The organism is Olivibacter sp. 47, assembly GCF_030372825.1.
GTDB lineage: Bacteria > Bacteroidota > Bacteroidia > Sphingobacteriales > Sphingobacteriaceae > Olivibacter > Olivibacter oleidegradans.
In genome coordinates this window covers 2,902,660-2,929,390 of record NZ_JAUCNR010000001.1, presented here as the reverse complement: position 1 = coordinate 2,929,390, position 26,731 = coordinate 2,902,660, and the positions used below count along the sequence as shown (strand labels likewise).

General features: G+C 39.9%; 28 protein-coding genes and 1 pseudogene. 11 read left to right on the top strand and 18 right to left on the bottom strand.

Annotation, left to right across the window (positions count from 1 at the left end; genetic code table 11):
• Positions 1 to 88: 88 nt before the first annotated feature.
• Positions 89 to 1,534 carry an asparagine--tRNA ligase gene (asnS, locus tag QT327_RS12685; protein ID WP_289553023.1) on the top strand — a complete coding sequence of 482 codons (1,446 nt, stop codon included), beginning with the start codon at positions 89 to 91 and terminating at the stop codon, positions 1,532 to 1,534.
• A gap of 318 nt (positions 1,535 to 1,852) precedes the next feature.
• Positions 1,853 to 2,473 (top strand): L-threonylcarbamoyladenylate synthase, encoded by a 621-nt coding sequence (locus tag QT327_RS12680; protein ID WP_041388377.1) that lies wholly within the window; start codon positions 1,853 to 1,855, stop codon positions 2,471 to 2,473.
• A gap of 33 nt (positions 2,474 to 2,506) precedes the next feature.
• On the opposite strand, the gene QT327_RS12675 is transcribed toward QT327_RS12680, so the two are convergent.
• The 3 genes and pseudogenes from QT327_RS12675 to QT327_RS12665 form a co-directional block, all read right to left on the bottom strand.
• Positions 2,507 to 3,514, bottom strand: coding sequence for an alpha/beta fold hydrolase (locus QT327_RS12675; RefSeq protein ID WP_149105690.1), 1,008 nt, complete (start codon positions 3,512 to 3,514; stop codon positions 2,507 to 2,509).
• A pseudogene (locus QT327_RS12670) lies at positions 3,511 to 4,145 on the bottom strand (DUF1684 domain-containing protein). The gene QT327_RS12675 and the pseudogene QT327_RS12670 overlap by 4 nt, the downstream one beginning before the upstream one ends.
• 237 nt (positions 4,146 to 4,382) lie before the next feature.
• Positions 4,383 to 5,210, bottom strand: a complete 828-nt coding sequence (locus tag QT327_RS12665) for an energy transducer TonB (protein WP_289553022.1) — start codon at positions 5,208 to 5,210, stop codon at positions 4,383 to 4,385.
• 246 nt (positions 5,211 to 5,456) lie between these two features.
• Between QT327_RS12665 and QT327_RS12660 the strand changes: the two genes are divergently transcribed.
• Positions 5,457 to 6,770, top strand: coding sequence for a GDSL-type esterase/lipase family protein (locus QT327_RS12660; protein WP_013666593.1), 1,314 nt, complete (start codon positions 5,457 to 5,459; stop codon positions 6,768 to 6,770).
• Between the two features lie 153 nt (positions 6,771 to 6,923).
• On the opposite strand, the gene QT327_RS12655 is transcribed toward QT327_RS12660, so the two are convergent.
• From QT327_RS12655 to QT327_RS12635, 5 genes are read right to left on the bottom strand one after another with little or no spacing between them, the layout of a single operon-like run.
• Positions 6,924 to 7,850, bottom strand: a complete 927-nt coding sequence (locus tag QT327_RS12655) for an MBOAT family O-acyltransferase (RefSeq protein ID WP_289553020.1) — start codon at positions 7,848 to 7,850, stop codon at positions 6,924 to 6,926.
• Positions 7,801 to 8,424, bottom strand: coding sequence for an MBOAT family O-acyltransferase (locus QT327_RS12650; protein WP_289553019.1), 624 nt, complete (start codon positions 8,422 to 8,424; stop codon positions 7,801 to 7,803). The genes QT327_RS12655 and QT327_RS12650 overlap by 50 nt, the downstream gene beginning before the upstream one ends.
• Entirely contained in the window at positions 8,411 to 8,752 is a 342-nt protein-coding gene (locus QT327_RS12645; RefSeq protein ID WP_289553017.1) for an SGNH/GDSL hydrolase family protein, read from the bottom strand. The genes QT327_RS12650 and QT327_RS12645 overlap by 14 nt, the downstream gene beginning before the upstream one ends.
• The gene (locus QT327_RS12640) at positions 8,749 to 9,876 is read right to left on the bottom strand and encodes an SGNH/GDSL hydrolase family protein (protein WP_289553016.1); all 1,128 of its coding nucleotides are present in this window, start codon (positions 9,874 to 9,876) and stop codon (positions 8,749 to 8,751) included. The genes QT327_RS12645 and QT327_RS12640 overlap by 4 nt, the downstream gene beginning before the upstream one ends.
• A gap of 16 nt (positions 9,877 to 9,892) precedes the next feature.
• A complete protein-coding gene (locus QT327_RS12635; RefSeq protein WP_013666590.1) occupies positions 9,893 to 10,384 on the bottom strand; it encodes a glucosaminidase domain-containing protein in 492 nt (163 codons plus the stop codon).
• A gap of 366 nt (positions 10,385 to 10,750) precedes the next feature.
• On the opposite strand from QT327_RS12635, the gene QT327_RS12630 reads away from it, so the two are divergent.
• From QT327_RS12630 to QT327_RS12615, 4 genes are all read left to right on the top strand, one after another.
• Positions 10,751 to 11,026: an Rdx family protein gene (locus QT327_RS12630; RefSeq protein WP_149105687.1), complete on the top strand. Its 276-nt coding sequence runs from the start codon at positions 10,751 to 10,753 to the stop codon at positions 11,024 to 11,026.
• Positions 11,027 to 11,243: 217 nt separating this feature from the next.
• On the top strand, positions 11,244 to 12,068 hold the full coding sequence (locus QT327_RS12625; protein ID WP_130857808.1) for an SMP-30/gluconolactonase/LRE family protein: 825 nt from the start codon (positions 11,244 to 11,246) through the stop codon (positions 12,066 to 12,068).
• 88 nt (positions 12,069 to 12,156) lie between these two features.
• Positions 12,157 to 12,996 carry a CvfB family protein gene (locus QT327_RS12620; RefSeq protein WP_013666587.1) on the top strand — a complete coding sequence of 280 codons (840 nt, stop codon included), beginning with the start codon at positions 12,157 to 12,159 and terminating at the stop codon, positions 12,994 to 12,996.
• Entirely contained in the window at positions 12,996 to 14,123 is a 1,128-nt protein-coding gene (locus QT327_RS12615) for a lipid II:glycine glycyltransferase FemX (protein ID WP_130857809.1), read from the top strand. Before QT327_RS12620 ends, QT327_RS12615 begins: the two co-directional genes overlap by 1 nt.
• Before the next feature lie 8 nt (positions 14,124 to 14,131).
• On the opposite strand, the gene QT327_RS12610 is transcribed toward QT327_RS12615, so the two are convergent.
• The gene (locus QT327_RS12610; protein WP_130857810.1) at positions 14,132 to 15,049 is read right to left on the bottom strand and encodes a helix-turn-helix transcriptional regulator; all 918 of its coding nucleotides are present in this window, start codon (positions 15,047 to 15,049) and stop codon (positions 14,132 to 14,134) included.
• Between the two features lie 287 nt (positions 15,050 to 15,336).
• Here QT327_RS12610 and QT327_RS12605 point away from each other — a divergent pair, with 287 nt between their 5' ends.
• Entirely contained in the window at positions 15,337 to 15,615 is a 279-nt protein-coding gene (locus QT327_RS12605; protein ID WP_013666584.1) for a hypothetical protein, read from the top strand.
• 137 nt (positions 15,616 to 15,752) lie between these two features.
• On the opposite strand, the gene QT327_RS12600 is transcribed toward QT327_RS12605, so the two are convergent.
• On the bottom strand, positions 15,753 to 16,520 hold the full coding sequence (locus QT327_RS12600) for a diacylglycerol/lipid kinase family protein (RefSeq protein WP_289553015.1): 768 nt from the start codon (positions 16,518 to 16,520) through the stop codon (positions 15,753 to 15,755).
• An 83-nt stretch (positions 16,521 to 16,603) separates the two neighbouring features.
• Here QT327_RS12600 and surE point away from each other — a divergent pair, with 83 nt between their 5' ends.
• Complete coding sequence (gene surE / locus QT327_RS12595; RefSeq protein ID WP_013666582.1) at positions 16,604 to 17,356, top strand: 5'/3'-nucleotidase SurE; 753 nt, start codon at positions 16,604 to 16,606, stop codon at positions 17,354 to 17,356.
• Positions 17,357 to 17,619: 263 nt separating this feature from the next.
• Here the strand turns inward: surE and QT327_RS12590 are convergent, their stop codons facing one another.
• Positions 17,620 to 18,366, bottom strand: coding sequence for an EcsC family protein (locus QT327_RS12590; RefSeq protein ID WP_130857812.1), 747 nt, complete (start codon positions 18,364 to 18,366; stop codon positions 17,620 to 17,622).
• Between the two features lie 143 nt (positions 18,367 to 18,509).
• Between QT327_RS12590 and QT327_RS12585 the strand changes: the two genes are divergently transcribed.
• A complete protein-coding gene (locus QT327_RS12585) occupies positions 18,510 to 18,773 on the top strand; it encodes a hypothetical protein (RefSeq protein ID WP_013666579.1) in 264 nt (87 codons plus the stop codon).
• Positions 18,774 to 18,865: 92 nt separating this feature from the next.
• Here QT327_RS12585 and QT327_RS12580 read toward each other — a convergent pair whose 3' ends face one another.
• The 6 genes from QT327_RS12580 to QT327_RS12555 form a co-directional block, all read right to left on the bottom strand.
• Positions 18,866 to 19,462, bottom strand: a complete 597-nt coding sequence (locus tag QT327_RS12580) for a helix-turn-helix domain-containing protein (RefSeq protein ID WP_341273594.1) — start codon at positions 19,460 to 19,462, stop codon at positions 18,866 to 18,868.
• Positions 19,463 to 19,531: 69 nt separating this feature from the next.
• Positions 19,532 to 20,812 carry an adenosylmethionine--8-amino-7-oxononanoate transaminase gene (bioA, locus tag QT327_RS12575; protein ID WP_149105685.1) on the bottom strand — a complete coding sequence of 427 codons (1,281 nt, stop codon included), beginning with the start codon at positions 20,810 to 20,812 and terminating at the stop codon, positions 19,532 to 19,534.
• A gap of 3 nt (positions 20,813 to 20,815) precedes the next feature.
• A complete protein-coding gene (gene bioB / locus QT327_RS12570) occupies positions 20,816 to 21,811 on the bottom strand; it encodes a biotin synthase BioB (protein WP_149105684.1) in 996 nt (331 codons plus the stop codon).
• Complete coding sequence (bioD, locus tag QT327_RS12565) at positions 21,795 to 22,475, bottom strand: dethiobiotin synthase (protein WP_149105683.1); 681 nt, start codon at positions 22,473 to 22,475, stop codon at positions 21,795 to 21,797. Before bioD ends, bioB begins: the two co-directional genes overlap by 17 nt.
• Before the next feature lie 22 nt (positions 22,476 to 22,497).
• On the bottom strand, positions 22,498 to 23,619 hold the full coding sequence (locus tag QT327_RS12560) for an aminotransferase class I/II-fold pyridoxal phosphate-dependent enzyme (protein ID WP_149105682.1): 1,122 nt from the start codon (positions 23,617 to 23,619) through the stop codon (positions 22,498 to 22,500).
• The gene (locus QT327_RS12555; RefSeq protein WP_149105681.1) at positions 23,591 to 24,214 is read right to left on the bottom strand and encodes a hypothetical protein; all 624 of its coding nucleotides are present in this window, start codon (positions 24,212 to 24,214) and stop codon (positions 23,591 to 23,593) included. The genes QT327_RS12560 and QT327_RS12555 overlap by 29 nt, the downstream gene beginning before the upstream one ends.
• A 104-nt stretch (positions 24,215 to 24,318) precedes the next feature.
• On the opposite strand from QT327_RS12555, the gene QT327_RS12550 reads away from it, so the two are divergent.
• Complete coding sequence (locus tag QT327_RS12550; protein ID WP_246860288.1) at positions 24,319 to 25,767, top strand: aminotransferase-like domain-containing protein; 1,449 nt, start codon at positions 24,319 to 24,321, stop codon at positions 25,765 to 25,767.
• Here QT327_RS12550 and QT327_RS12545 read toward each other — a convergent pair.
• Positions 25,762 to 26,628: an alpha/beta fold hydrolase gene (locus tag QT327_RS12545; RefSeq protein ID WP_149105679.1), complete on the bottom strand. Its 867-nt coding sequence runs from the start codon at positions 26,626 to 26,628 to the stop codon at positions 25,762 to 25,764. The genes QT327_RS12550 and QT327_RS12545 overlap by 6 nt on opposite strands.
• Positions 26,629 to 26,731 lie beyond the last annotated feature (103 nt).

Sequence of the window (26,731 nt, the reverse complement as noted above, 5' to 3'; positions counted from 1 at the left end):
GGTTACTGACAACGTATTTCATATGATAAACCTCCGGAAGCGATTTCGGAGGTTTATTGTTAAAGTACCTATTATTTGAATTAGAAACATGATACACACAAGGATAAAAGAACTTTTAAACAGCACAGATTTTGGAAAAACGGTTATTGTAAAGGGATGGATTAAAACCTTTAGAAACAATCAATTTTTGGCTATTAACGATGGTTCTTGTTTAGGTAATATTCAGGTTGTTATAGATTATGAAAACACGGACGAGCGTACATTAAAGCGTCTTACGACAGGGGCGGCCGTCTCAGTAGAAGGTGTTTTGATCGAATCGCTTGGAAAAGGACAACGCGTAGAAGTGAAAGCAAGCCAAATAAGCATCCTAGGTGATAGCGATCCCGAAAAGTTTCCGCTACAGCCTAAAAAACACAGTTTAGAGTTTCTTCGGGAAATCGCTCATCTCCGTTTCAGAACCAATACCTTTAATGCTGTTTTTAAGGTCAGAAATGCCCTGTCCTTTGCTGTTCATCGTTTTTTTAACGAGCGAGGTTTTGTCTATATTCATACCCCTATTATTACCGGATCAGATGCTGAAGGAGCTGGTGAGATGTTCAAAGTTACTACCTTAGATCTTGATAATCCACCACGTAACGACGATGGATCAATCAATTTCAAAGAAGATTTCTTCGGAAAGTCGACCAATCTTACCGTCTCCGGACAATTGGAAGGTGAACTAGCTGCCTTGGCTTTCGGAAACATTTACACCTTTGGTCCTACTTTTCGGGCAGAAAATTCAAACACGACAAGACACCTTGCTGAATTTTGGATGATAGAACCGGAGATGGCCTTTTATGAGCTTAAAGACAACATGGATTTGGCAGAAGAATTACTAAAGCATGTAATTCGTTATGCTTTAGACACTTGCAGCGAAGAGTTGGAATTTTTGAAAAATCGTCTGCAGGAAGAAGAAAAATCAAAACCACAGACGGAGCGTTCCGAGCTCGATTTACTTGCTAAATTGAACTTCTGTTTAGATAATGATTTTGAGCGACTTACCTATACAGAGGCAATTGATATATTGAGACGCTCCAAACCCAATCAGAAAAAACAATTTAAGTATTTAATAGAAGAATGGGGAGCTGACCTTCAATCAGAGCACGAGAGGTATTTAGTGGAAAAGCATTTCAAGAAACCGGTTATTCTCACTGATTATCCGGCAGACATCAAAGCTTTCTATATGCGAATGAACGAGCCGGACGAACAAGGAAGGAAGACCGTAAGAGCTATGGACATTCTATTCCCTGGAATTGGAGAAATTGTTGGCGGTTCACAACGGGAGGAAAGATACGATCTGCTGGTAAACAGAATGAAAGAAATGCATATCCCAATAGAGGATATGAATTGGTTTTTGGATACCCGCCAATTCGGATCTGTACCTCATTCCGGTTTTGGTTTAGGCTTTGAAAGGCTGGTGCTGTTTGTAACAGGCATGACCAATATACGGGATGTAATTCCTTTCCCAAGAACACCAAATAACGCAGAATTTTAGACAGTTAGTTATTTACACGTTATAAGTTACTGCGAAATCCAACTTATAACGTGTATTTTAATTTTCCTGGGCCCCGACATTAAAACTTTTTTCTTCAACGGAGGTTATATATTCATGTTGAGTAGTTAAGTAGTTGAATGGTTGAGTCGTTGATTAGCCAATGTGACAATGGCATAGACTGTGTAGGCTTAAAGCTTATGCTTATAGCTTAAAGCTTACTGCCTATAGCTTATGGCTGAAAGTAACGGTAGTAGTAGCAGTAGCACCTACTGGCAGGTACGCTTTCGACTTTTTAATTTTGAATTTTTACTTTTTAATATGCTTATAAGAATATATCCCGAAAACCCGAACGAACGTGCGATAGAGCAAGTTGTTGCCGTGCTTAAAAAAGGTGGGATTATTATTTATCCTACAGATACCGTCTATGGTATTGGATGCGATATAACGAATCAAAAGGCGATTGAAACGCTCTGTCGGATTAGAGGAATCAAGCCGGAAAAAGCAAATCTATCTTTCATCTGTTATGATTTAACGGATATCGCTCAATACACCAAGCCCATCGATACAGCGACCTTTCGATTGCTTAAGAAATCCTTACCCGGTCCTTTTACCTATATCTTCAATGCAAGTAATCAAGTTCCTAAATTGATGAGTTCAAACAAGAAAACCGTCGGTATACGGGTACCCGACAATAACATCGCCAGGGAAATTGTAAGGCAATTGGGAAATCCAATCGTTTCGGCTTCTATTCATGATGAGGATGAAATTTTAGAATATTCAACTGATCCTGAACTTATCCATGAAAAATTCCAAAATTTAGTAGATTTGGTCATTGATGGCGGTTATGGCGGCAACGAAGCTTCAACTGTGGTTGATTGTACTTCGGGCGAGTTTGATGTCATCCGGCAAGGAAAGGGCGATTTAAGCGTCTATTTATAGTATAAGTACCTGCTTTCTTCTTCCGCTTTACTATTACTTTGCAAGAAATTCTATTAAAGGATCAATAAACCGATCGTAAGCTTCTATATGCGGTAAATGTCCTATCCCCTCTAGTTCAACTAAAGTTGCGTCTTTAATAACTTTTGAGGTTTTTTTGCCAAGTTCGGGATAGTTGCCGAGATTTTGTTGGGCCTCCTTCGGTGCTTTTGCTTTTCCAAGAGCTGTGCGATCTCTTTGTCCGATAATCAGAAGAGTAGATGCTTTTATATTTGCAAATTCATAACATACCGGTTGGGTAAAAATCATATCGTACAGTAAGGCAGAATTCCAAGCTAAACGTGGATAATCGATGTTGTTTGTAACGCCTGCAAGCATGTCAACCCAAGGGTCGTATTCCTTCTTCCATTTGTTATCATAATAAAATTGTAATTGATAAGCTTTTATGCGCTCATAATTTTGCTTTAATTCGCCGTGGTACCATTCTTCTATACTTATATATGGAACAACCGTTTTCCAGTCTTCTAAACCAATTGGATTCTCCAATATCAGCTTGTCAACCAAATCGGGATACATAAGTGTAAACCTAGTAGCCAACATTCCTCCCATGGAATGACCCAATAAAAAGATTTTAGAGATGCCAAGACTATCTAAAAGAGCCTTGGTGTTTTTTGCAAGTAGTTGAAAACTGTATTGTATCCGTTGAGGCTTGGATGACTTTCCAAAGCCTATTTGATCCGGAATTACTACACGATATCCATTATCGGCCAACGTCTTTGCTGTTTGTTCCCAATACGCACCGTTAAAGTTCTTTCCGTGTAGCAGTACTACAACTTTGCCATTAGCCTGTGCAGGTTTTATATCCATATACTCCATACGCAGTTGCTCCCCCTGATTAACAAGCGAAATGTAGTGCTCAGCAAAGGGGTAAGTAATCCCTTCTAAATTTAGCCCTACGTCCACTTGTCTATGCTGGGCATGGACAGAGCTAGTGCCTATCAATAAAAAAAGAAGGGTAATACGATAGAAATTATTTACAGTCATTTTAGAGTTTCTTTTTTCTTATGCGTTCCCACAAACCTTTTTTCACCGGCTTTTATCGGAATTAAAAGCGCATTTTCTGACGGTGGAATCGGACAATTATACCCTTCACTATAAGCACAATAAGGGTTATAAGCTAAATTAAAATCGATCGTTAGCTGATTGCCCTTAATGTCACTTCGCTTTAAATCCAGATACCTTCCGCCTCCGTATGTCTCCTCATCATTGTAGGATCGGTAAATGGGAGAAAAAGGTAATCGGCATACTTCGGATTATCCATTAAAGCCACACTTTTAAACAACGTGAGTTTTACTGGCGTACCATTGATTTTAAAATGAGCTTCAGCAAAACGTAAATACTTTTTCTCCTTACCGCTATAGGTGGGTATAATAAACGGTTGGTCATCATAGATAAAAGTAAGCACCGCAGTCACTTTGTATAAACTGTCCGGTCCAAAAAAACGGAGATCCTTCAAATCCTTCTCCTTCAAAGGGGCATGTTCATCTGTCAGAAAAGCTTGTTTATAAACTTCTCTTTGCGCCAAGGTCTGTTCAGTGTAGTTCTGCGCTAAAGCATTCGTTACAAAGAAAGATAAAACCACTGCAAAAAAATAGGTAGCAAAGCCTTTATTCATTTTTCAATTTATGTATCACAAACCTAGTCAAAATCTTTTTATTAACCAGCGATTATGTTGGCATTAGCCATAGGGCTTTAGGCTATAAGCGGTAAGCCGTAAGCTTTAGGCTATAAGCAGTAAGCTTTAAGCTTGTGCTACTGCTGACTGCTAATGCAACTAGCTCACTTTGCCGGTTATTACATCGGCAAATTAGCTCATCGGCTAATTTAAAATATTCCCTACCCAACTACTCTACTACTCCCGTATCTGCAAAGCGATAGGTAATTGATATCGAACACGCACAGGTCGTCCATTTTGAATCCCCGGTTTCCATTTAGGTGCTTGTTTCAATAGTCTAACCGCTTCCGGTCCAGTGCCAAATCCTAAGTCCTTCAATACCTGTATATCAGTAAGGGAACCATCCTTCTCTACAATAAAACTTAAAAATAATTTTCCATTAATACCGTGAGATTTAGCCTCTTCAGGAAATTTGTAATTTCTAGCCACGTATTCCATAAATGCTTTTATCCCACCCGGAAATGTAGGGCTTACTTCTACATTTACAAAAACTGCTTGGGTCTCCCCTCCTTCTGTGATGGCGGTCATTTCATCTATAGCTCCTACTTTTGTATCGATAGTTATTGCTGCAGTTGGATCGCCAGTAATCGTTGTCGGTCCGGGATTGGCGCTTTTTAACATTTCCATAGTGGGAGGTTCTCCCGCCGCTTGCGTATGTGGTACCACTTTAGGTGCCGTCATTTTTACCTGGTCTGTCCGCGAACGCCGTTGGGATTCTCTCGGCAACAGAGGTACAACTTCCACCTTTTTTTCGAGCGGTACCTCCTGTAAAACCAATTCGTCATTATCTGAAATCAATTGAAAGGTGGCGTCCTTTTTAAAATGAGCAATTCCGACAACAACGCCTACTGTTATTAAGAAAGATAAGATGCCAAATAGCAGCGCTTTCGACAGATCGTGATGTGCCTTCTTACGAATTACGTAAGCACCATATAACTTATTTCTGCCTTCAAAAACAAGATCTAACCAAGAACCTGTCAGGATACTTAATTTAGGGTTTAACATAGCTTGAGCGATTAAATTCGACAATTTACATTTATCTATAAGATCACTGTAATGACAGTTTTCCATAAGTAGTTTTAAGCAGACAAACACTTATACCTGAAAATCAATAGATTATATTTACTATTTTTTTATACCTTTGTCAAAATTTTTAATAAAACTCTTTTTGCATTTGCTTAAGGCGCATACCAAAAGAACGAAAGATAACGTTTAAGGTATAGTGAAAAGACAAGACAAGAAGTAGCATAAATGAACTATATATTATTTTTATATCTTCTATCGATTTCGGCAGGAGCAATTGAGACTGCAAATCAGCCAAGAGCGAACAAGATATCAACCACCACCATTCATAATTTAGTTTTAAAAAGGTTACCAACCCAACGATATAATGAATCCTTTAATTTCATCAACCCTGCAAAGGATACCATTACAAATGTCGAAGGTTTATCTTCGTTTTATCAGAAACTCCTAGCCTTGAGGGCTGGCCAAAGACATCGTGTCAATATTGTACAAATCGGCGATTCCCATATACAGCCGGATATTATTTCTCGAGAAGTACGGGCGGGGCTACAGGATTTTTTTGGTGATGCCGGACGAGGTTTGGTTTTTCCTTATCAAGTCGCTCGGACCAACGGTCCACTGGATATTACCAGTTCAACTTCTACCCGGTGGTTACCAAGTAAAATAAGTCATCAACGTACACCGGCGGCTAGTGGCATCTCCGGATTTGGCTTAAGAAAAATCCATAGTCAGGGCTTGATTAGGTTGTCACTAAAACCTGACTTACAGGCAAAACAACAATCTTTTGACTATATTAAACTCTTCGTGAGTCAAGGATCATGGAATATTCGTGCCATAGGTAACGATGCGAATACCTACACCATTGATCAATCGACGCCAGACGGCTTAGAAACCAAGGAAATCTTACTGAAGGACTTTGCTACGGGCTTTAATATAAGCCCCTTAGCATCGACTCCCAGCTTCTTCGGTGCTTCACTGGAGAAGCGAAATAATCCGGGTGTGCTATTTCATACCATCGGTGTAAATGGCGCACGCTACGAGCAATACAATAAGGAACCTTTATTTTGGAAGCAGCTTCCTGCGCTAAATGCCGATCTATATATCTTATCCATGGGAACGAATGAGGCTTTTTACAATGGAATGACGGAAGAAATTTACATTAATCAAGTTGCTGAAACCGTAGCCAAAATACAAACGATCGACCCACGCGCGTCCATACTTATTACAACAACGGCTGAATCATTCAAGAATGGCCGTAGTAATCCCATGATTGAACGACTCAATTTGGCCTTAAAATTTTATTGTAACAAAATGGGCATTCCCCTTTGGGATTTGTTTGACATTACCGGGGGGGCAGGTTCTTCCCTTGCTTGGTTGAAAAATAATTTATTGCAAGCTGATAAAATTCATTATCAGCAAAAAGCATATAGCATGCAAGGAGCTCTTCTGTTCGATGCAATGGCTAAAGGTTATAATGAGTACCTTTCGACCGCATCGGAACCTTCTCTGTCTAAATTAGCGACTAAAACTGCAGATAGATAGGCATAACCGGTTCTGCGGATTTGAAGAGGCCATACAATATTAAAAAGCAAAAGAAAACGATCAGGTAGGTTACCAATGAGATAGGGCCGAATCCCTCCACAACCTCATCTGCAAAATTATCAGGGATAAAGTGAATACTTAAGGCCAGCAACATCATCGCCAAAACGGTTTTATAGTTAGCGTAAAAGCTTGCCAGACGTCGAAACTAACTTCATTAGCGATTTTTGAAATCATAACTACTGATGTGTCATAATCAGGAGCCTTAAAGAATATCCAGCAAAAGCATACCAAATGAAAGGTAACAAGTACTGCCAGCGTTTGATAGAGCCAAGTATTCTTTAGCCCGTCCATCCATTTTCCCGTTATCAGCATCCAAATCTTATGTAAAGCCAAAGCTAAGCCATGTAAGGCTCCCCAAATTAAGAAGTTAAAGCTTGCTCCATGCCAGAATCCGCCCAACAACATCGTGGTTAATAAGTTCATATTGGCTGCTACACCAGACATTTTCCATTTTATTAAGCCGGGGATCAGTAATACGATTGAAATACCTGCACATAAAATGCCGGCGTACTGATTGTTTAGGCCTAATAGATGTTTGCTACCAAAAAATACAGCAACGAAAAACAATAGACAGAATAAATAGGTGCTAAAAGTGCTTTTCCTGTTGCCACCCAAAGGAATATACAAATAATCGCGTAACCAGGACGAGAGTGAAATATGCCATCGTCTCCAGAACTCTGTTATATCGCTACTTTGGTAAGGAGACAGAAAATTAGGCGGAATACTGAAGCCAAGCCACTTAGCAATTCCAATTGCAATATCGCTATAGCCGCTGAAATCACAATAAATAACGATAGCATATCCATAAACGGCAAAGAGATTCTCCAGTCCGGTATAACGGGACGGGTCATCAAAGACATAGTCGACAAAATTCAGGGTAATATAATCCGAAATGATTAACTTTTTTATTAAGCCCGAAATGATCAAATAAAAACCTTTAGCAAAATCTTCATCCCGTAAAAAATAAGGCTTATTTATTTGTGGCACAAAATCGTGCGCCCTTACGATCGGGCCCATCATTAACTTTGGAAAAAAAAGACAAAAACAACAGATATTCACTGAATTTCTTTGCAGGCTTAAAATCCCTTCGATATACATCGATGTTATAACTGAGGTTCTCAAAAGTATAGAAAGAGATTCCAATAGGCAATAAAATATTCAATGCACTAAAGTCAGTATGAAAGAATTGGTTGCTAATGGATAAGAAAAAATTCGTATACTTAAAGTAAAACAACAATCCTAAATTGAAAAAAATGCAGCAGACAAGCAAGGAAAGCCGATACCGGCGACTTCGGCGTTTATAAATCGCATGTGAAAGCCAATAATTGACAATTGCAGAAATGACAACTAAGCTAACGAAATAGCCACTTGCTTTATAAAAGAAGTAAAGCGAGAAGCCACAAAAAATATAACGGCGAATGGCATAACGATTTCTAAAAATGTAATATAGTATAATAAATAGCGCAAAGAAAAAAACAAAGAAACCATTGTTAAAGAGCAAGGGATTTTTCGGATCATACAGAAACGATTTTGCAAGCGCAGAAAAATCAATTTCAATGGGCGCTAATTTCCAATCCATATTAATCAGTTCCATTTAAATTTGTGTTTTCAGATTTCTTCACTTGCTTATTAATTGCCTCAAATAGATGCTTCGCCAACAATTTAGCGCCCAACGCATTGGGATGCACGTAATCTTTATTCGCTAAACTGGGATTTTGCGTAGCCCAATTTACCATCGAATTTTTGCCTCCCATTGCTGCATATAGACTAAAGAAAGCACAATCCGTTTGTTTCGCCAGTGCGGCCTGTTCCTTGATAAGTGCTTCAATACCTACCGCTGACTGATAGCCCTCGGGATACCTAAAAGCACGGTCGCCAGTTCCTACGATAAGCACATCGGCCTTAGAAAAACATGCCTTCATTTTTTAACAACCGGAATCGCTGCTCGCTTGTACCAAGTAAAATTGGTGTCATCCGGCTTATATAAGACGTTTACACCGTACTGAAAAATAATTAAATCATAAGGGTTTTGCTCGTTGATTTCCTTGAGCAAATCTGCATTAATCTTCCCTAATTCCAAACCTGAAATGCCTCTAAATGAAAAGTTGTCTACGATAACACCTTGATCTGATTCGAAGCTCAAGCCAAATAGTGGGAGTTTCCGGTCAGCAGAGGAAACAACAATGGATTTATCTTTATTATGGGCTACGAGTGTACGGTTAAATAGTGATGTCCGTTCCAGCATCATCGTTTTTTTATTAACAACCACCGATGCGCTGTCTGTTGCCGGTCCGTGTAACAGATACTTACCTAGCACTATTGAGGTATCTTTACTGGTATTATCTTTGATTTTAACCCAATCGTTTCCAGATGAAAAAAACACATGGCCGGAAATAAATAAATCTTGCTTTTTAGTATTTTTAAAGTTGAAATCCCTCCAGTTAGCGGAAGACGACGCGATAGCCGTGCGTCTAAATTGGGCAACCTGCGATGCTATAGGAACAAAACCGACACCACTTCCCCCATAAGCCTGTTGCAGTAAACTTCTTAACGTTTGGGATAACAAGTCGCCTTCAATCATACTGTCACCTAAATAAGCGATTCTCACCTTCGTCTTTTTGCCATTTTTCAAGGCAATGAGTTTTTTTATAAATCGTGATAAGGCAACACTTTCGGAGTCTATGTTAAAGGAAATAATGTCAGATTGATTCAGGTTTAGGGGAAGTGCTTCGGCAGACACAATTACCTTTTCCTTGGAGCTATCACTTGCGGTCATAAATGCTTCATCTATTGAAGCATTTGAATGCATTGTAAGGGAGTCATTCTTTTTCTCGTCGTTGTTTTGCTTCACCTTCTTGCTTCCTGACGTGTATCTATTTTGGTGAAGCGCAACATTCTCTCGTGGCTTTACAATTACATCGGAAATTAAATTAATACGATCAAAGGGTTCCCACTTTTTACGATAGGCAATATTGATATATGAAAATACTAGATAAAGAAGTAGGCTAAAGAAAATAAACTGAAATACACGTTTATTAGCATTCATAAAGACATCTAATATATCATAAGTTATATCTTGAGATGGTCTTTAGAATACGTGTTTTCCATGTTTGAGGATGGGTGGAATATCCTGATTTACTTATAGCATCGACCCACTTGGAGGCATCGTCCGTACCTTTTAATCGGGAATAAAAATACTTACCGGAAATCAGTTTACAAAAATGTATAAATGACCCCATTGCGGAACTATATTGTCTGTATCGACTTTTGATACCGTGCGTTTGCTTTAGTTTATTAGAGCCTACGATACCAAAATGATTATGCAATAATTTAGAATTCCTACTTTGCCCGTTTCCGGACTCCAGGATAGCAATACCTAAAATTACCGACGAAGGTATCCCGTAAGCTTTTGAAAGCGAATCTGCTATCGATTTATGATTGTTTATATATTTTGTTTGCGCAAAACTTATATTTACACAACCTAAGTACAAAAGTGCCAGAAATAAAACTTTAGATCCGACTGAACGTATTGTTCGAATGTTTTTTCCTATCATATTTCTATTTTAAGAATACACAATCGTTCTTTACATTTACAATGCGACTAAGTTAGTTCAGCATTTTCCCCCGCTAGTAAGAACATTCCACTCTAATTCAGCTACCTTTCTCAGAGATTGTGCGAAAATAAGTGTTTAATTTTTCTTTTGAAACACAAATCAACTAACTCACTGATTATAAGACATATAAAAAAAACAAACCAGTTGTAGTTATTAAACACTAACATATCATTAACTCTATTTTTTTGATTTTATTATATTCGTTCGAAAAAATCTCATCAAGACGAGTGGATTAGGGGTCAGTCGTATCATCCTTATGTTTAATAGATACCCCATATAGAAGATTAATTGAAAATAAAAAAATATATGAAACCTAGGATAATCATCGAATATTGCCCTAAATGTGGGTGGCTTTTGCGTGCGGCTTATATGGCTCAGGAAATTCTTACCACCTTCACCGAAGACCTCGAGGGTGTACTTCTAAAACCGAGTGTTGTCAGTGGACGCTATACAATACGAATTGACGATCAGGAAATTTTCGACCGCAAGCGGGCAGGTGGTTTCCCTGAGGTGAAATCGCTGAAACAAGTCATTCGGGATCATGTTAATCCGGGTAAAGATCTAGGGCATTCAGATCGTTGAGAATGTTGAGTGGTTAAATTGTTGATTAGCCAATGAGCCGATTAGCCGATTAGCCAATGTGACAATGTGACAATGGCGTGGACCCTGCGAGCTTAAAGCATACCGCGTATAGCTTAAGGCTTACTATAAAACCGAAAGCTGGTTGCTGAAAACTGACCATTGCACACCGATTTAAATTTTACTAAGTTTGTTAAACGATTACCAACAATAAATTGTGATGATAAAGACCTTATTTAGCTTCGTATACTTTCTTTCAGTCAGTTCTTACTTACTAGCTCAACCTGCTTTAAAGAAACTATGGCAAACAGATCATCTGGACGTTCCTGAATCTGTTTTGATTGCAGAAGAAAGTAACACCCTGTATGCAAGCTTAATAGGCCCCGGCAATCACACAGCAACAGACGGCAATGGGTCCATCGCAAAATTAGATCGTAACGGAAAAATTATAAATGCGCAATGGATTACCGGCCTCAATTCACCTAAAGGATTAGGCGAATTTAAAGACAAACTTTATGTGGCAGATTTAAAAGAACTGGTAATTATCGACATACCCGACAATAAAGTGTTAAAAAAAATTGAAATCCCCCAAGTTGGTATGCTAAACGATATTACAATCGATCCACACGGAATCGTCTATGTATCCGATTCAAAGGGTGGAAAAATTTACTGCTATAAGAATGGCAAAGTTGAAGTTTTTCTGGACGGTCTCGTAAACCCCAATGGCCTCTTTGCGGCAGACAACGGTTTATATTTTTTAGATAGCGGTTCGCTTTTCTATTTAAATAAAAACAAACAAGCCGATAAAATTGCAGAGGGAATGGAAAAATCTACTGACGGCTTGCAAAAAGACGGCGACAACTTTTTGGTGAGCGCATGGATTGGTGTCCTCTACTATGTCACGAAAGATGGAAAAGTAACTACACTTCTTGATACTAAAGCCGAAAAAATGAATACAGCAGACTTCGCTTTTGATCGCGCGTCGCGCCAGCTGTATCTTCCTACTTTCTTTAAGAATCACATTATCGCCTACCAGGTTCAATAAATTGACGGGGCCGGTGAAGGTAGCACGTAAAGCTTCGGCCTAAAGCTAAATTTAGTACCTTTGCGATCTAAAGGCTAAAGAATTGGACATGATCAAGGTTGGAAAACTAAATACGCTTAAAATTGTAGGCTCTGACAATTTACAATATACACTCTCGGATGACGAATCGAACATCGTCTCCTTACCCCACACAAACACCTTATCACCGATTTCCAAAGATGCGGAGGAAATTACGGTATTTGTATATACCAATAAACAAGGGGCATTAACCGCAACTACCAAGAAACCTTATGCAGAAGTAGGCGATTATGCCTTATTAAAGGTCGTCGCCGAAGCTCCAAATGGTGTATTTATGGATCTGGGCATTGAAAAGGACCTCTTCGTCCCAAAAAAAGAACAAAGATGGCCTATGGTTAAGGGAAAAAGTTATCTTATTCACATTTATCTAGATCCATTGAACAACCACATGGTGGGTTCTTCAAGATTGAACAAATACATTGATAGAGATGAACTTAGTGTCGAAGTTGGAGATGAGGTGGAGTTGATTATCTCAGAAGAAACAGATTTGGGATATAATGCAATTATAAATAATCGGCATATAGGGCTCTTATATGCGAATGAAGTGTTTGAAAATCTCCGTATCGGAAATAAACGAAAGGGCTGGATTAAAAAAATATACCCCGATGGAAAAATAGACTTATCCTTACAACCTTTGGGGTATGAACATATTCTTAATAGCAGAGAGATGATTATCGATTTGCTGAAAAAACGAAATGGACGTATACCGCTAGGAGACAAAAGTTCGCCGGAAGAAGTATATAAGATTCTTAAGATAAGTAAAAAAACCTTCAAAAAAGCTATTGGTGCTCTTTATAAAGAACGGCTGATCGAGATCAGTGATGAGGAAATAAAAGAAACAAAACAATAATGGTATTCGGACTGGAGAAAAAAGAAATCAAGCACGTTTATAAAACCTCAATCATTCAGCAGACAGCATTTTGGTCAGAAGTAAAACAACAACAAGGGATCGCTAGTTTAGCTATTAACTTCAAAGTGAATAAACCATCTATTTTCAATGGTTCACCCACCGGAAAATCAGCCTATATAGAAACAGACGTCCTTATTTTACTTCAACATATCGATAATGAGCATACAATTGCTTATATTCCCTATGGGCCTGAAATTGAGCCTCACGAAGAAAACCAAGGAAAATTTCTGGAAGAATTTTCTGAATCATTACGTTCTTATTTGCCGAAGAATTGCATTACGATACGTTACGATCTTGCCTGGCAATCGCAATGGGCAACAGACCCGGAACATTTCGATAAGTATGGTAATTGGAATGGTCCTCCGGAAAAGAGATATCAAGAATTTAGGTTAAACATTAGTACACAACACTGGAATCTCAAAAAGTCTAATTCAGACATTTTGCCATCAAATACAATATTTCTTGACCTCAGAAAAGAACCGAAGGCGCTGCTGGCGGCCATGAAGCCAAAAACCCGTTACAATATTAATCTGTCTGGTAGAAAGGGTGTGCATATTCGAGAAGTAGGTTTAGATAAACTTGATGTATGGTATGCTTTATATCGGGAAACTGCAATCAGAAATAATATTCATCTGAACAGTATTGAATATTTTCGTTCTGTGTTGAAGGCTAGGGCCGAAAATAGTGCATCCCCTGCCGAAGTGCAACTTTTGGTAGCAGAAGTAGATGGGATACCCCTAGCGGCCATGTTTTTAGTTCTTAGTAACAAGCGCGGAACTTATCTGTATGGTGCGTCATCGTCTATCAAACGGAACTATATGGCCACCTATGCACTACAATGGAGGGCTATGCAAATTGCCAAAAGCAGGGGTTGTGAAGAATATGACTTTTTCGGTGTATCACCACGACCCGATCCCGCGCATCCGATGTATGGCCTCTTCAAGTTCAAATCGGGTTTTGGAGGTAACCTACATCACCGAATGGGGTGCTGGGATTATCCACTGGATCAAGATAGGTATATACTGTTTAAAGCATCCGAAATGAAGAGCCAGGGATACCACCTTTAAGCTGTACCTTATAATTGGCTCGGTAGGTAACCAAAATATCGCTTAAACGCTTTTGTAAAGTTATAAGGATCGGCGTATCCTAAGGTGTAAGCAACTTCTGCAATGGTGCTATGGGTGTCTAATAGGATTTGCCTTGCATATTCCATTCTGCATTGCATTAAATAATCAAAAACGGTACATCCGAAAAGCTGCTTGAATCCCTTTTTTAGTTTGAAATCGTTCAAGCCTATTTCCCGAGCTATTTGTTTTAATGTCAGCGGATCAAATATATGTTGCTGAACGAATAGCTTGGCTGCATGCAGGCGTTCTATATCAGCAGGCTTTATAAACAAAAAAGGCTGTTCAGGCATTGACTCGGCTTGCTGTGCCTGTAAAAAAAATAGCTCCGTCACTTTGGATTCCAAGTACAGTCTACGCATTTGACCGACATAAGGACATGCTAGAATCTCGTTAATGACCGTGTGTTGTTGATGGGTTATTGGCATGGGCCCACGGGAGATATCCGCTTCCCTCCCTGCGTGCACCTCGTTCCAAAAACGCTCAAGGCATGGCAAGTCCGTTGCTATCAAACGCTCGAAATAAGGTTCTTGCATACAAATCCCAAATGTTTCCACCCGATTTCCGCGTAACGAATAATCCCCCTCAAAGTTAGGCATATAACCCAATATATGCCGATTCGGCTCGACGTGATATTCCTGTCCGGAAGATATGGGTTTGGCAGAAGAGATTCCTTGCAGCGAAAAATACATATTAAGGCTAGGTTCCTCTTGGCAGTCGCTGATAGTAAGCTCCAATTCTTTCAATCCCTTCAGCGAAAAAATCTCAATGCCCGCTGACTTAAATAGAATATTTTCCGACAATTCATCCGCGCTTATGAGGTAATTGTCTTTTAGTGAAAAGGAGGATGGTGCTACTATTTCTTCCATAAAAAACGCGTCTCGAAAGACTTGAAAAGGGTAATACCATTACCACAAGATACCATCAAACTTAGAAAATTTAAATTTGAAATCCAACCTATTTAGCAAGGAAAACGTTATTGCTACCCTGACTAATAAATCCGTTTTGAAGGGATAAAAATCCGTTTAGGAAGGGTTGTCCAGGATTATTTCAAGCAATTTTGAAATTAAATGAAATAGGTGGGATTCAATTGTTAAAATCGGGTCTCGACCTTATAACAGAAAAGCTAAGGCATTCCATTTAACAACATTTTATAATGAAAGCATTTACACTAGGAAAATTTAAACCCGTCATTAATCTTCCTTCATCGGCAACGCCTCACAACTTAATTTCTGTATTTAGAACGGATGTAACCAATAAAAAAGATGCTGACCATATTATTAAGCTTCTTAAAAAGCAATACCCTGATGGCAGATTTAATTTTGATCTCGAAGACAGCGATAAGGTGTTCCGGATTGAATATAAACGTGATATTATTGTTGACGTCATAAGAATGTTCAGAATAAAACGATTCACCTGCGAAACGCTCATCTAAATAGCGGGATTAGCTCAGAAAATCCAATATTTGCGGACGGGCCTCCACGAGGAGGTCTGTTTTGTCTTTTAATTGAACATATTCATCATCTACGTGTATCCACGTTCCATCCCATTGTATTTGAATATCTCGCCCCCTTATAATTTTCCAGGGCCCTTTTTTGTCTTTCCCAATGCCACATTTTTTACATATTCGATAAAAACGTCTCGTTGGCCCTCCTCCAGTAAGACGACTTCAAACAGGCCGTCGGTCATATCCGCCTCAGGTGCCAGCTTCAAATTGGGGCCTATTGAACAAATGTTGAGCACTTCTATAAGTAAGTATTTCCCTGTTATTTTTTTTCCGTCAATAGTGATATGAGCTTGTCTTGCTTCGTAACTTAAACTAATCGTCAACAGCGTATGTAATGCCAGACTAATTTCATCTTCTTTGCTTTCCAGATTATCAGTTTTTATCTTTTCCATTTCTCGCATGAGTTTAGGTAGCAAACCAACACCGAAGCTTTCCAAAAAGAAATTTTGCTCAACGCCTAAATCAACCGCGCCCACATCTACTTTTTTGATATTCTTTTTTGCCAGACGGTTTAGTAATTTTTTTATGTTATCCGGACTACCTAATGTTAAGGCGACATTATTAGCTGTACCCATTGGCAAAAGACTTAATAATAGCTTCTTATCCAACCATGTTCGTTTAAGTAAAACACTAGCCACTTTCCGCACCGTTCCATCACCCCCCACGATTAGGATGATATCAATAGCCTTATCGATTTTCTGCCATTTTTTTTGTCGTATCGAGCTATAAATCGCATTATATCCCGCTTCTTTTATTGCATTTACCAATTCATTTTTTTGGTGGTCTTTATCACCCGCTTTAGGGTTATGCAAAATCAATATGGTTTCCTTCATATAGTATTAGTGCATCAATGGCACATTTTAAAAACATTAAAGAGCCTTAGATGTTTGCTAATTAAGAATAAGAGGAATTAGCTATGAGAATATTGGTAACGAACGACGATGGGATATACAGTCCGGGCATTGCGGCCCTAGCGAAAATTGCAGCCAACTTTGGAGAAGTAACCGTAGTAGCCCCTGATGTGGAACAATCCTCCATGGGACATGCAGTAACTCACTCAAGACCCTTATCTTACAAAAAATCACCTGTTGAATTCCCTGGGATTAACGCCTATCGCGTCAATGGAACACCGGCAGACTGTGTTGCACTTGGAACACATTTATATCACCACATTGATGTTGTTTTATCAGGCATTAATATGGGGACCAATTTGGGAAATGCGATGTGGCATTCAGGGACCCTTGCAGCGGCTAAGCAAGCTGTCTTATTAGGCATTAAAGGAATTGCCTTAAGTACACCGGTAGGCAAATCAGAACCTGATTTTGATTTATTAGCTCCTCATGTACACCAAGTGCTTGAGCAGTTGTTACAACGTACAACCTTAAGCCTTTATAATGTTAACTTTCCGAGTAATCCCCAGGGGATCGCCTGGACAAAACAATCAGTGCGGCTTTACGACGGAACGATTATACCCGGGACGGATCCTTTGGGAAGAAAACACTACTGGTTTACCGTTACCCCCTTAGAACCTGCGGAAAAAGGAACGGATCGCTGGGCTGTCGAAAATAATTATACCTCTGTCACTCCGCTGAGGCTCGACTTAACAGACGAAATAAAGTTACGGCAACTCGAAGAGACTTGTCCATGGCAAGTATCGGCTTCTTCCTGAATATTTCTTAATATTCAATTAACATAAAATTTACAGCATTACTGTATTTTTGATACATGATCATTTTTTGGATTGCTGCACCGATTTACATATTAGCACTTATTGTATCAGTAAGTATGGGCATAAAACGAGGCGCTCTTTTTATTGGGTTTCTCTTATTAATTACGCTCCTATTGTATCTCATGTTTTTCCATTCGACAGAGTCGGCATTAGGGGTTGTAATAATTGGTGTCATTACTTATTTAATGAGTAGTAAGCGCTAGTTAAGTCCCCGCTTCCAGTCGATCTATTTGCTTAAAGTAACGCAGTCGATAACTGTTCATAGCCACTGTCATCAGTTGCTCGGTTAATTTATTGTTAGCAACAGCTCCTACAACAGCCCCTATAATAGGAATTAGCTGTGCTAATTTTGCCAAATCAAGATAATCTCTATATTCCTGCTGAAAATCCCGCCAGTCGAAATGATCCACATCGGATGGAAGTGTTTGTATAAATGTTGTCCAATTCTCCATTCTTGATAAGATCTCTTTTCGTTTCTGCTGGCTGCAGAAAGTAATTTTGAAAACATATAAGATAAATAAGCGCTCCTTGTAGTCTTTTACATTGAATCCGTAAATAGATGCGATCTCAAACAACAGCTTTATTTTAATTGCCAGAAAAGCGGGAAAATCTGCAAGTCCCATTAAAATCCCCCCTGCTCCCGTCACGGCACCTTCGATGGTCGCCGCATTTTTATAATGTCTACCTACCCGTTTTACATATGCTTCCTGCAACTGCAATGACCTTCCCTTTTTTATGGTAGAGCTTGTATACTGTGAGCCGAACAATACCGCTTTCACCATTTTCTCGATTGTTACCGTGATAACTTGATGGATCTTTTCGGGAATGAGCGCATTCATTTTTGTCTGAATCCCTTTTGTCAGTTTGCTGCTAACCGAAGGGGCTTTTAACATACGCTGCTTCCAATCCTGCATTTCCCGATAGGCTTTTTCTTCATAGCTGTTTAACATTGCATCGCGTGTTTAATCAAACATTTTATCTTTTCAAAGGTTAATATAAAAAAACCTCATGAATCCTACACTTAGGAACAGCAATATAGAGATTCGTGAAGGTTATTGAAGATGAATATACATATTTTCAAAAAAAACCGATTATGGAACAGTTACTTAGCATAGATTTACTCAGAAGGCTGAAGCTCAACGGGTATACCGCATTGATACCAAAAGCTAAGAGGAATAACACCCAGGTTTTTGCTATTTCAAACTATCCTGTTGAAGAACTAAAAAGTAATGCAAAAGAAGCTCCTTTGCATGAAGATAACGTATTGGCAATTGAAGATTTGCTACTGCACGAAGATGAATTAACACTTGAGGGAATTGTTGTATTACCGGATGAAGACTTATCCTCCGCTTTATAAAAGGAATCAGGATAGCATACTTAATTTGCATCAAACAAGCGGACGGTTTGAGTAATCAAAACTTAAGCCCCTTCACTTTCATATGCCGAACCCTATACCTGATCTAAAGGTTTTCTTTTCCGGTCCTTAATTTGCTTAAAATGAGAGGGTGTTAACCCGGTGATTTTTTTAAACTGCGTAGATAGATGTTGAACGCTACTATAACCCAGTTTATACGCGATCTCACTCAATGTCAGCTCATTATATACAAGTAGTTCTTTAGCTCTTTCAATACGTTGCAAAATAATAAATTGCTCAATCGTAAGCCCTTCTGTCTGCGAGAATAAAGTACTAAGATAGTTATAGTCAATCGTTAGCTGTTGCTGGAGAAAAACGGAGAAGTTCACTTTCATGTTAATTTCGTCAACGTTGTGTATCCGTTCGATCAACAAGGTCTTCACCTTTTCAACCAATTTTTGCCTCTTATCATCAAGAAGTTCGAATCCAACCGCAGTCAATTCCTCTCTCAACATGTGATACCGTTCTTTAGGTAGGGCCTCCTTTAATGCGATCTCGCCTAAACTTACCGATACGGGTTGAATGCCCATCGTGTCCAAAATTTGTCTGACCACCATCACACAGCGATTGCATACCATATTTTTAACGAATAATCTCATGTCAGCGATATCCATTGTTATTAGCGATTTCACACAAAGTTCGGTAAAGAAAATGAAGAAGACATTATATAATTTCTTAAATTTTTTACAAGTTCCACGCCTCTACCCTACCTCTTCCAGCGCCAAGCGAATCGTAGCATAAATATAATCAAGTTCTTCATCCTTTATGCAATATGGGGGTAATAGATAAATCACATTGCCCAATGGTCGCATTAAGATCCCTTTTTGCAAAAAGTAATCGTAGAGTTGATCTCTTAAGGGGTTAAAATAGTTCGTTACATCGTCCGAACGCCATTCAATAGCCAGAATTGTTCCTAAAAAGCGGATTGTCTGTACGTTGCGATGCCCTCTAATGGATCGCGCAAAATCGATATGGCGTGTTGTTATCCTTTGTATACAAAGCCGGGTTTCCTCTTTAAGCAGCAGGTCTAAACTTGCCAATGCAGCAACACATGCTAGTGGGTTCGCTGTATAAGAATGACCATGGAACAACGTTTTCGTTCGATCATTTGATAAAAAAGCGTGATAAATCGGTTCCGTGCACGATGTGACACCTAAGGGAAGTGTACCGCCGGTTAAGCCTTTCGATAAACACATGATATCCGGTTGTGTGTGCAAATAATCAGCAGCAAAGAGCTTTCCGGTTCGTCCGAAGCCCGTAAATACTTCATCTTGTATAAGTAAAATACCGAGTTCTTTGCAGAAACACAACAGCTCACTCAAGTGACTAGCTTCATACATTTTCATGCCTGCCGATCCTTGCACAAGCGGTTCATAAATAAAACAAGCAACCTCCTGCCGAATAGCATACAATTTTTCTTTAATTGTTTTTAGACTGAGTTCGTTTGGTACTTCCAGGAAGATAACTTCAAAGAGATAATTTTCAAAGGGTTTTGTCCAATTACTTCTTGCACTCACCGACATGGTGCCAAAGGTATCACCGTGGTAAGCGTCTTTCAGCGCAATAATTTTCTTTTTACATTGTCCAGTGTTATGCCAATACTGCAAGCACATTTTTAATGCTATTTCAACCGCAGTAGACCCATTATCGGAATAAAATATCTTACGCTGGTTGTCCGGTAAAATGCTCAATAAGCGCTCGGCTAGCTCGATAGCAGGCGAATGCGTAAAACCGGCGAATATCACATGCTCCAACTTGTGCAATTGCTTATAAAGTTGCTCCGCAATATAAGGATGCGCATGTCCATGTAAATTAACCCACCAAGAAGATATCGCATCGATATAGGAACGCCCATCTTCTGCATAAAGGTAGACGCCCTTTCCTTCAACAATAGCGATGGGAGGCCCATCTATCGGCAGCTGTGAATAGGGATGCCAAACAGCCGCTACATCACGCTGTGAGAGTGTTGTCTCGTGATTCATAAGTTAACCTAAATCTAATTTTTGATTTTCTTTTAAGGAGAATGGATGAAGCCCCAGCAACTCAAACATTGCTCTATCCTCCGTCAGCTTCGGGTTCGGTGTTACTAACAATTCCTCGCTTTCACTTGTAAAAATAGAATTAGCACCTGCCAGAAAGCACCAGGCTTGTTCGATTGTAGACATTTCGGATCGACCTGCACTGAGCCGTACCATCGCTTTTGGCATTAAAATACGAGCTGTTCCAATCATTCGTACCATTTCCCATATCTGCACCTTTGGCAAATCTGCCAATGGCGTACCACTGACGCGAGCTAAGGCATTAATCGGCACCGATTCTGGATGGCTCGGCATAGTGGCCAGTTTGTGAAGCATGGCGATCCGATCCTCTGCTGATTCTCCTAGACCAATAATTCCACCACAACAGACCGATATGCCAGCTCGCCTGACATACTCCAAGGTATTCAATCGGTCGTTAAAATTACGCGTGCTTATGATCTCCTGATAATAATTTTCTGAAGAATCGAGGTTGTGATTATAAGCCGACAAGCCAGCTTCCCGCAAGCGTTTTGCTTGATCAGCCGTTAGCATCCCCAAGGTACAGCAGACTTCCAGCCCTAAGGCGTACACACCTTTAACCATTTCCAATACGTTATCAAAATCACGGTTATCCCGTACTTCACGCCATGCCGCCGCCATACAGAAGCGTGTTGATCCAGACTCTTTTGCCCTTTTTGCACAAGCTATCACTTCTCCTACGTCCATTAATGGTTTAACCTTAATATTGGTGTGGTACCTGGCGGCCTGTCCGCAATATGCACAATCTTCCGGGCACCCTCCTGTTTTTATTGATAGTAAGGTGCAAACCTTAACTGTAGACGGATCATGCCACTGGCGATGAATGTGTGCCGCCTCGTAAGTTAAAGTCAACAAACTCATATGGTAGATACGGCGTACTTCTTCGATCGACCAATCGTTGCGAATTTTATTTTGCTGATTCATTTTTTTTTATTTTACTATTTATCGATAAGTGTAAGCTACTGTAACGGATCGCTTCGTTATTTATTGAACTCAATTCAGGAACATGGATGATAGGAATCTCCTCGGAAACGTGACTCTCTATCGCCTCTTCGGAAGCTTTATTCATATTGCCATTAAATACCAGCGCCCTTATACGAACTTCTTTTCTACGTAAAACTTCATAGGAAAGAAGACTGTGGTTAATGCAGCCCAAGTAGTCTCTTATCACCAATATGGCTGTTGCACCAAGTTGCTTTATTAAATCAATCATAAAGAAATCACCTGATAAAGGCACGAGCAAGCCACCTGCCCCTTCAATAATCAACCGATTGGCAGTAAAAGGTGGTTGAAAATCATCTGGGTGAATAGCAATGTTCTCCGCAGCAGCCGCCTCATGTGGCGAAGCCGCCAATTGCAGCCGAAATCGCTCTTGATGAATGTGTGTCGATTCCGCATTTACCAAATGCTTGACTCGTTCACTGTCTGTATTGTCTAAGTCTCCGCACTGAATTGGCTTCCAATAGTCGGCTTTCCAATAAGATGCCAATACCGCTGAGACAATCGTTTTTCCCACCCCGGTGCCGATTCCCGTGATGAAGATATTTTTTTCATTCATTTTCTTAAAATAGGTTATTGTGTATACCATACTTTAACCGCATTAAATGCCGTTATTCATTTTTAATTAGCTGTTTCAGACGGAAGACAAGGCGTATGATATCCTCATCTTTATTATAACTGTGGAGGCAAACCCGTAAGCATTCGCGGCCTGGTTTCACGGTAGGGCTTTTTATTGCAGAAACATCGAAACCATGATGCTGCAGTATTTCGCTCCATTGCTCTACTTCCTGGTTACTTTTACCATAGATAATTTGTATTGGACTGAGAAAAGGGCCTCGCACTTCCCTTCCCAATGCTTGGTTAAAAAGCAAGCATTTTGCTTGAAGTAAAGCTTGATCGCATTCTGCCCTCGCCAAACGCTGATAAGCTAGTCGCACGGCTAATAATTGCCAATAGGATGCGGCCGTACTATAAATGAAGGGACGGCAGTAATTAATAAGATAGTCCTGCAATATCTTGCTTCCCAAAATAGCAGCTCCCTGTACTCCCAGTGCTTTCCCGAACGTAACGACGCGTACAAAAACCCGTTTTTCCAATCCCAGCAATTGTATCAATCCGCCTCCAAATACACCAATTGCATGCGCTTCGTCAACGATCAGCAACGCATTGTACCGATCACATACGTCAATTAAATCGCTAAGAGGTGCAAAGTCGCCGTTCATGGAGTAAAGGCTCTCCACTAACACAAAACACTTTCCACTGCGATATTTTTCCAACTTCCTGCGTAGATCGGTTATCTGGTTGTGCTTGAAATGAAGGGTGGTTGCCAAACTGAGACGACAACCATCAACAGCAGATGCATGTACACATTCATCTCTAACAATGAAGTCGCCTCGTTTAGCGAGCGCTGATATAAGTCCTAGATTAGCCAAGTAGCCTGTGCTTAAGAGAAGAGCCGATTCTGCTTGATGAAACCGGGCAATCTGGCCCTCTACCTCTTCTGCCAACAAACTATTACCGGAGATTAGGCGTGAGCCGGTGGATCCTATAATAAATGATCCATCGCATTGTAAGCAGTCGACAAACGCTCTATTGGCCAGCGATCTCGACCAACCAAAATAATCATTGGAGCAAAAGTCAACCAAACCATTGGGAACCCTTAATTGCCGGAGACAACCTTCGTCCTTCCTTTTCGATAAAGCTTTAAGCATGTACAGATCCATCGCTTTCATACAAATCTTGCTTTATCCGGTTGATCCAATCTGAAAAAATACGCCGCTCCTTTATGATGAGGTAAGATGCATGTTGTCGCCATTCTCCATCGTATTCGGTAAGCTGGTTGACCATTTCTTCTAAATGCCCCTTTTCTTCCTGTATAATCGCCTTGACATTAACTTTGCTTCCATGACGCAGGAGCACTTCCTGATAGAGTGGGTACAACTCATCCGCCCGTAACTCAATGATGTAAGTCACCATTAGGTAGGCATAAAAGCGTAAACGATCAGGAGAAACGGCTAAGACGTCCTTAAAGTATCGATATACGTCTAAATTTAGCCTGTCAAGATATTGTTTGCTCACTATGGGCGCCAACAGTTCATGTGTCTGATAAGTATTGCAATAAGTCCCTAACTTACGACTCTGCCTTTTTAGATGATAAGCGTGCCTATGCTCTTCGGCTGCATGTTTGAGTAGGGTTAAATTGAGTAACGCGTTGTCCTTAATTGCTGATATTTTGCAGGCGCCACTGTTTTCCATTAGCGATAACGTGTTTAGAAATTTGGCATGAGCGTAATCGTCTGCTACGATATCGTATAATAAATCTTTCATTGCTATTGAATTTTAGCCAAAAGTAGTATCTTGCCGGACGATACATATAGTCCAGTTTTAACTTCATGAGTAGTCCGGTTAAAATTCCTTTTAAAAGTCTTATTGTGTTGAGCAAGCAAGGCAATACACCCATATACCTACAGATTGCACGGCAACTTATCAATGCTATTCAACGCGGCGTTTTAATTACCGACACACGACTACCTGGAAGTCGGGCGCTTAGCGAAGATCTTGGTGTGCATAGAAAAACGGTTATTGCAGCTTATGACGAACTGTATACGCAAGGTTGGACGCAGAGCATTCCGAATAAAGGCACCTTTATTCGAAACCGTCTTAACAACGACTTGCCTGATCCTATAAAATATGACAGTGATTATTTAGCCAGCTATCCAAAAAAAACCGGCTTCTCGTTTAAACAGCGCATCCTGTTGGATCGACCGATCGCATTATCGACTTGCCACTTAGCCTTCAGCGATGGTCTACCTGATACGCGAATAGCTCCTTTAGATCGTTTGGCGAAAATTTACGGAGGTGTACTAAGAAGAAAAACGAGTGTAAGACATTTAGGGTATTCTCATTTGGAAGGCAACGAATATTATCGCGATAGTTTGGCATACTATCTGAACAATTCACGCGGCCTTCCCATAAAAAAAGAGAATATATTGACGACACGCGGTATACACATGGGCATTTATTTGGCATCCAGCGTCCTCATTAATACCGGTGAGCGGGTTGTTGTAGGAAACCTCAGCTATTATATCGCCAATATGATTTTTCAACAGGCTGGTGCAAAACTACATGCTGTGCCGGTAGACAAGGAGGGTATCTCTGTAGAAGCCATCCGAGCGCTTTGTGAAAAAGAAACTATACGGATGGTATATATAACACCACACCATCATTATCCGACTACGGTTACGTTAAGTGCTGAACGACGAATCGAATTGCTCAATTTGGCGAGTAAATATGGCTTTATCATTCTTGAAGACGATTACGATTACGATTTTCATTATACGAGCAGTCCGGTATTACCCCTCGCCAGTGCAGACAGTCAAGGCATGGTTGTATATATCGGCTCGTTTTGCAAAACGCTCGCACCGGGTTTGCGAACCGGTTACATCATTGCCCCGCAAAACCTGATAGAAGAAATCGGACGTTTCAGACGAATCGTTGACAGACAAAGCGATATGTTAATGGAACAAGCACTGGGCGAGTTATTAACGGAAGGAGAAATTCATAGACACCTAAAAAAAGCGATTAAAGTTTACGAACAGCGTTGTACCCATCTGTCTACCTTATTAAAGAATGAACTGAGTGATTACACCTCCTTCAAATCTCCACCGGGGGGATTAGCATTATGGTCTTTGTGGAAAAAAGAATTGAATCTGATGCGAATTAGCAAAAACTGTGCAAAATACGGCCTTCATTTGCCGCAAACCTTACTTTACCAAAATGAATTGACAACGGCTATGCGATTAGGCTTTGGAGACCTCAACACGAATGAGCTCACAGAAGCAGTTCACATACTAAAGCAGTCGGTGACGGAATCGCTATGATAACAAAAGTCTGTTCATTTGTTCAAGCAGTTCGTTAATTAGGGCTTCGCTCTTAACCATATGATGGTGACCGGTCCCATCATAGGCTTTATGTTTGATATCGCCATGTTTTTGCAGAAATCCCTGCATAAAGCTAAATGGTGAGATTTCGTCAAGACGATCGTAAAAAAGCAAGTGGTTTTCACAGGCGTAATTGTAAAGGTTATTCAGGTTGAAATAACTAACCTCAATATCAAACGACTTTTTAAAATCGCGGAAAAATTGTCGCTGCACATCAATTGGCACATTAGCTGTTGTCATTTGGGTGATAAAGTAGCTTTCGAGATCAATTAACGGAGCTAGGCTGACCAACAATGTTGGTTTTACGACGAAATCTTTGTAAGCGATGATATTGGCCATTGCACCTAGAGAGTGACCAATTAAAACGCTTGGGATACCAAAATGCCTGGTTATTTTTCGAATACTTTCAACATATAATAAGAGATTAGTCAACCTTCCTTGCGAAGAACCATTACCAGGAGCATCAAATGCGATTACTGTACAGCGTGAACTGGACAAAAGACGTTCAATTAGATAATAGAAATCAGCTGCTTTAGAAGCCCAACCATGCGTTAGTAGTACAAGTTGATCACCATTTCCCCAAGCAAATGCATTAACCAAAAGCTCCTGATGATCAAAATAGGAATCGAAAACCGAAAACTCGATTTGTCTGGAACGTGCCAATAGCTCCTGCTGACTTGAACGTAAGGGAAATTTCGGAGAGTAAAACAAGTAATCAAACATATATTGACAAACTGCATCAAATACTTGCTCTTTCACCAATGCTTGTATTTCCGAGGTCATCTGTTTAACCTTCCTCATAGTGTGTTTATTAAACAAAGATAAACTTTAACGGTTAGCGTATGTAATATCTGTGTCAAACAAAAGGCGCATTACAGCAGTAAGATATCAAAGGCATTTTATA

Excerpts from the sequence above, each read along its gene's own strand:
- asnS (WP_289553023.1), top strand. The coding sequence starts at position 89 with ATGATACACACAAGGATAAAAGAACTTTTAAACAGCACAGATTTTGGA.
- QT327_RS12680 (WP_041388377.1), top strand. The coding sequence starts at position 1,853 with ATGCTTATAAGAATATATCCCGAAAACCCGAACGAACGTGCGATAGAG.
- QT327_RS12675 (WP_149105690.1), bottom strand. The coding sequence starts at position 3,514 with ATGACTGTAAATAATTTCTATCGTATTACCCTTCTTTTTTTATTGATA.
- QT327_RS12665 (WP_289553022.1), bottom strand. The coding sequence starts at position 5,210 with ATGTTAAACCCTAAATTAAGTATCCTGACAGGTTCTTGGTTAGATCTT.
- QT327_RS12660 (WP_013666593.1), top strand. The coding sequence starts at position 5,457 with ATGAACTATATATTATTTTTATATCTTCTATCGATTTCGGCAGGAGCA.
- QT327_RS12655 (WP_289553020.1), bottom strand. The coding sequence starts at position 7,850 with ATGATGGGCCCGATCGTAAGGGCGCACGATTTTGTGCCACAAATAAAT.
- QT327_RS12650 (WP_289553019.1), bottom strand. The coding sequence starts at position 8,424 with ATGGAACTGATTAATATGGATTGGAAATTAGCGCCCATTGAAATTGAT.
- QT327_RS12645 (WP_289553017.1), bottom strand. The coding sequence starts at position 8,752 with ATGAAGGCATGTTTTTCTAAGGCCGATGTGCTTATCGTAGGAACTGGC.
- QT327_RS12640 (WP_289553016.1), bottom strand. The coding sequence starts at position 9,876 with ATGAATGCTAATAAACGTGTATTTCAGTTTATTTTCTTTAGCCTACTT.
- QT327_RS12635 (WP_013666590.1), bottom strand. The coding sequence starts at position 10,384 with ATGATAGGAAAAAACATTCGAACAATACGTTCAGTCGGATCTAAAGTT.
- QT327_RS12630 (WP_149105687.1), top strand. The coding sequence starts at position 10,751 with ATGAAACCTAGGATAATCATCGAATATTGCCCTAAATGTGGGTGGCTT.
- QT327_RS12625 (WP_130857808.1), top strand. The coding sequence starts at position 11,244 with ATGATAAAGACCTTATTTAGCTTCGTATACTTTCTTTCAGTCAGTTCT.
- QT327_RS12620 (WP_013666587.1), top strand. The coding sequence starts at position 12,157 with ATGATCAAGGTTGGAAAACTAAATACGCTTAAAATTGTAGGCTCTGAC.
- QT327_RS12615 (WP_130857809.1), top strand. The coding sequence starts at position 12,996 with ATGGTATTCGGACTGGAGAAAAAAGAAATCAAGCACGTTTATAAAACC.
- QT327_RS12610 (WP_130857810.1), bottom strand. The coding sequence starts at position 15,049 with ATGGAAGAAATAGTAGCACCATCCTCCTTTTCACTAAAAGACAATTAC.
- QT327_RS12605 (WP_013666584.1), top strand. The coding sequence starts at position 15,337 with ATGAAAGCATTTACACTAGGAAAATTTAAACCCGTCATTAATCTTCCT.
- QT327_RS12600 (WP_289553015.1), bottom strand. The coding sequence starts at position 16,520 with ATGAAGGAAACCATATTGATTTTGCATAACCCTAAAGCGGGTGATAAA.
- surE (WP_013666582.1), top strand. The coding sequence starts at position 16,604 with ATGAGAATATTGGTAACGAACGACGATGGGATATACAGTCCGGGCATT.
- QT327_RS12590 (WP_130857812.1), bottom strand. The coding sequence starts at position 18,366 with ATGTTAAACAGCTATGAAGAAAAAGCCTATCGGGAAATGCAGGATTGG.
- QT327_RS12585 (WP_013666579.1), top strand. The coding sequence starts at position 18,510 with ATGGAACAGTTACTTAGCATAGATTTACTCAGAAGGCTGAAGCTCAAC.
- bioA (WP_149105685.1), bottom strand. The coding sequence starts at position 20,812 with ATGAATCACGAGACAACACTCTCACAGCGTGATGTAGCGGCTGTTTGG.
- bioB (WP_149105684.1), bottom strand. The coding sequence starts at position 21,811 with ATGAATCAGCAAAATAAAATTCGCAACGATTGGTCGATCGAAGAAGTA.
- bioD (WP_149105683.1), bottom strand. The coding sequence starts at position 22,475 with ATGGTATACACAATAACCTATTTTAAGAAAATGAATGAAAAAAATATC.
- QT327_RS12560 (WP_149105682.1), bottom strand. The coding sequence starts at position 23,619 with ATGAAAGCGATGGATCTGTACATGCTTAAAGCTTTATCGAAAAGGAAG.
- QT327_RS12555 (WP_149105681.1), bottom strand. The coding sequence starts at position 24,214 with ATGAAAGATTTATTATACGATATCGTAGCAGACGATTACGCTCATGCC.
- QT327_RS12545 (WP_149105679.1), bottom strand. The coding sequence starts at position 26,628 with ATGAGGAAGGTTAAACAGATGACCTCGGAAATACAAGCATTGGTGAAA.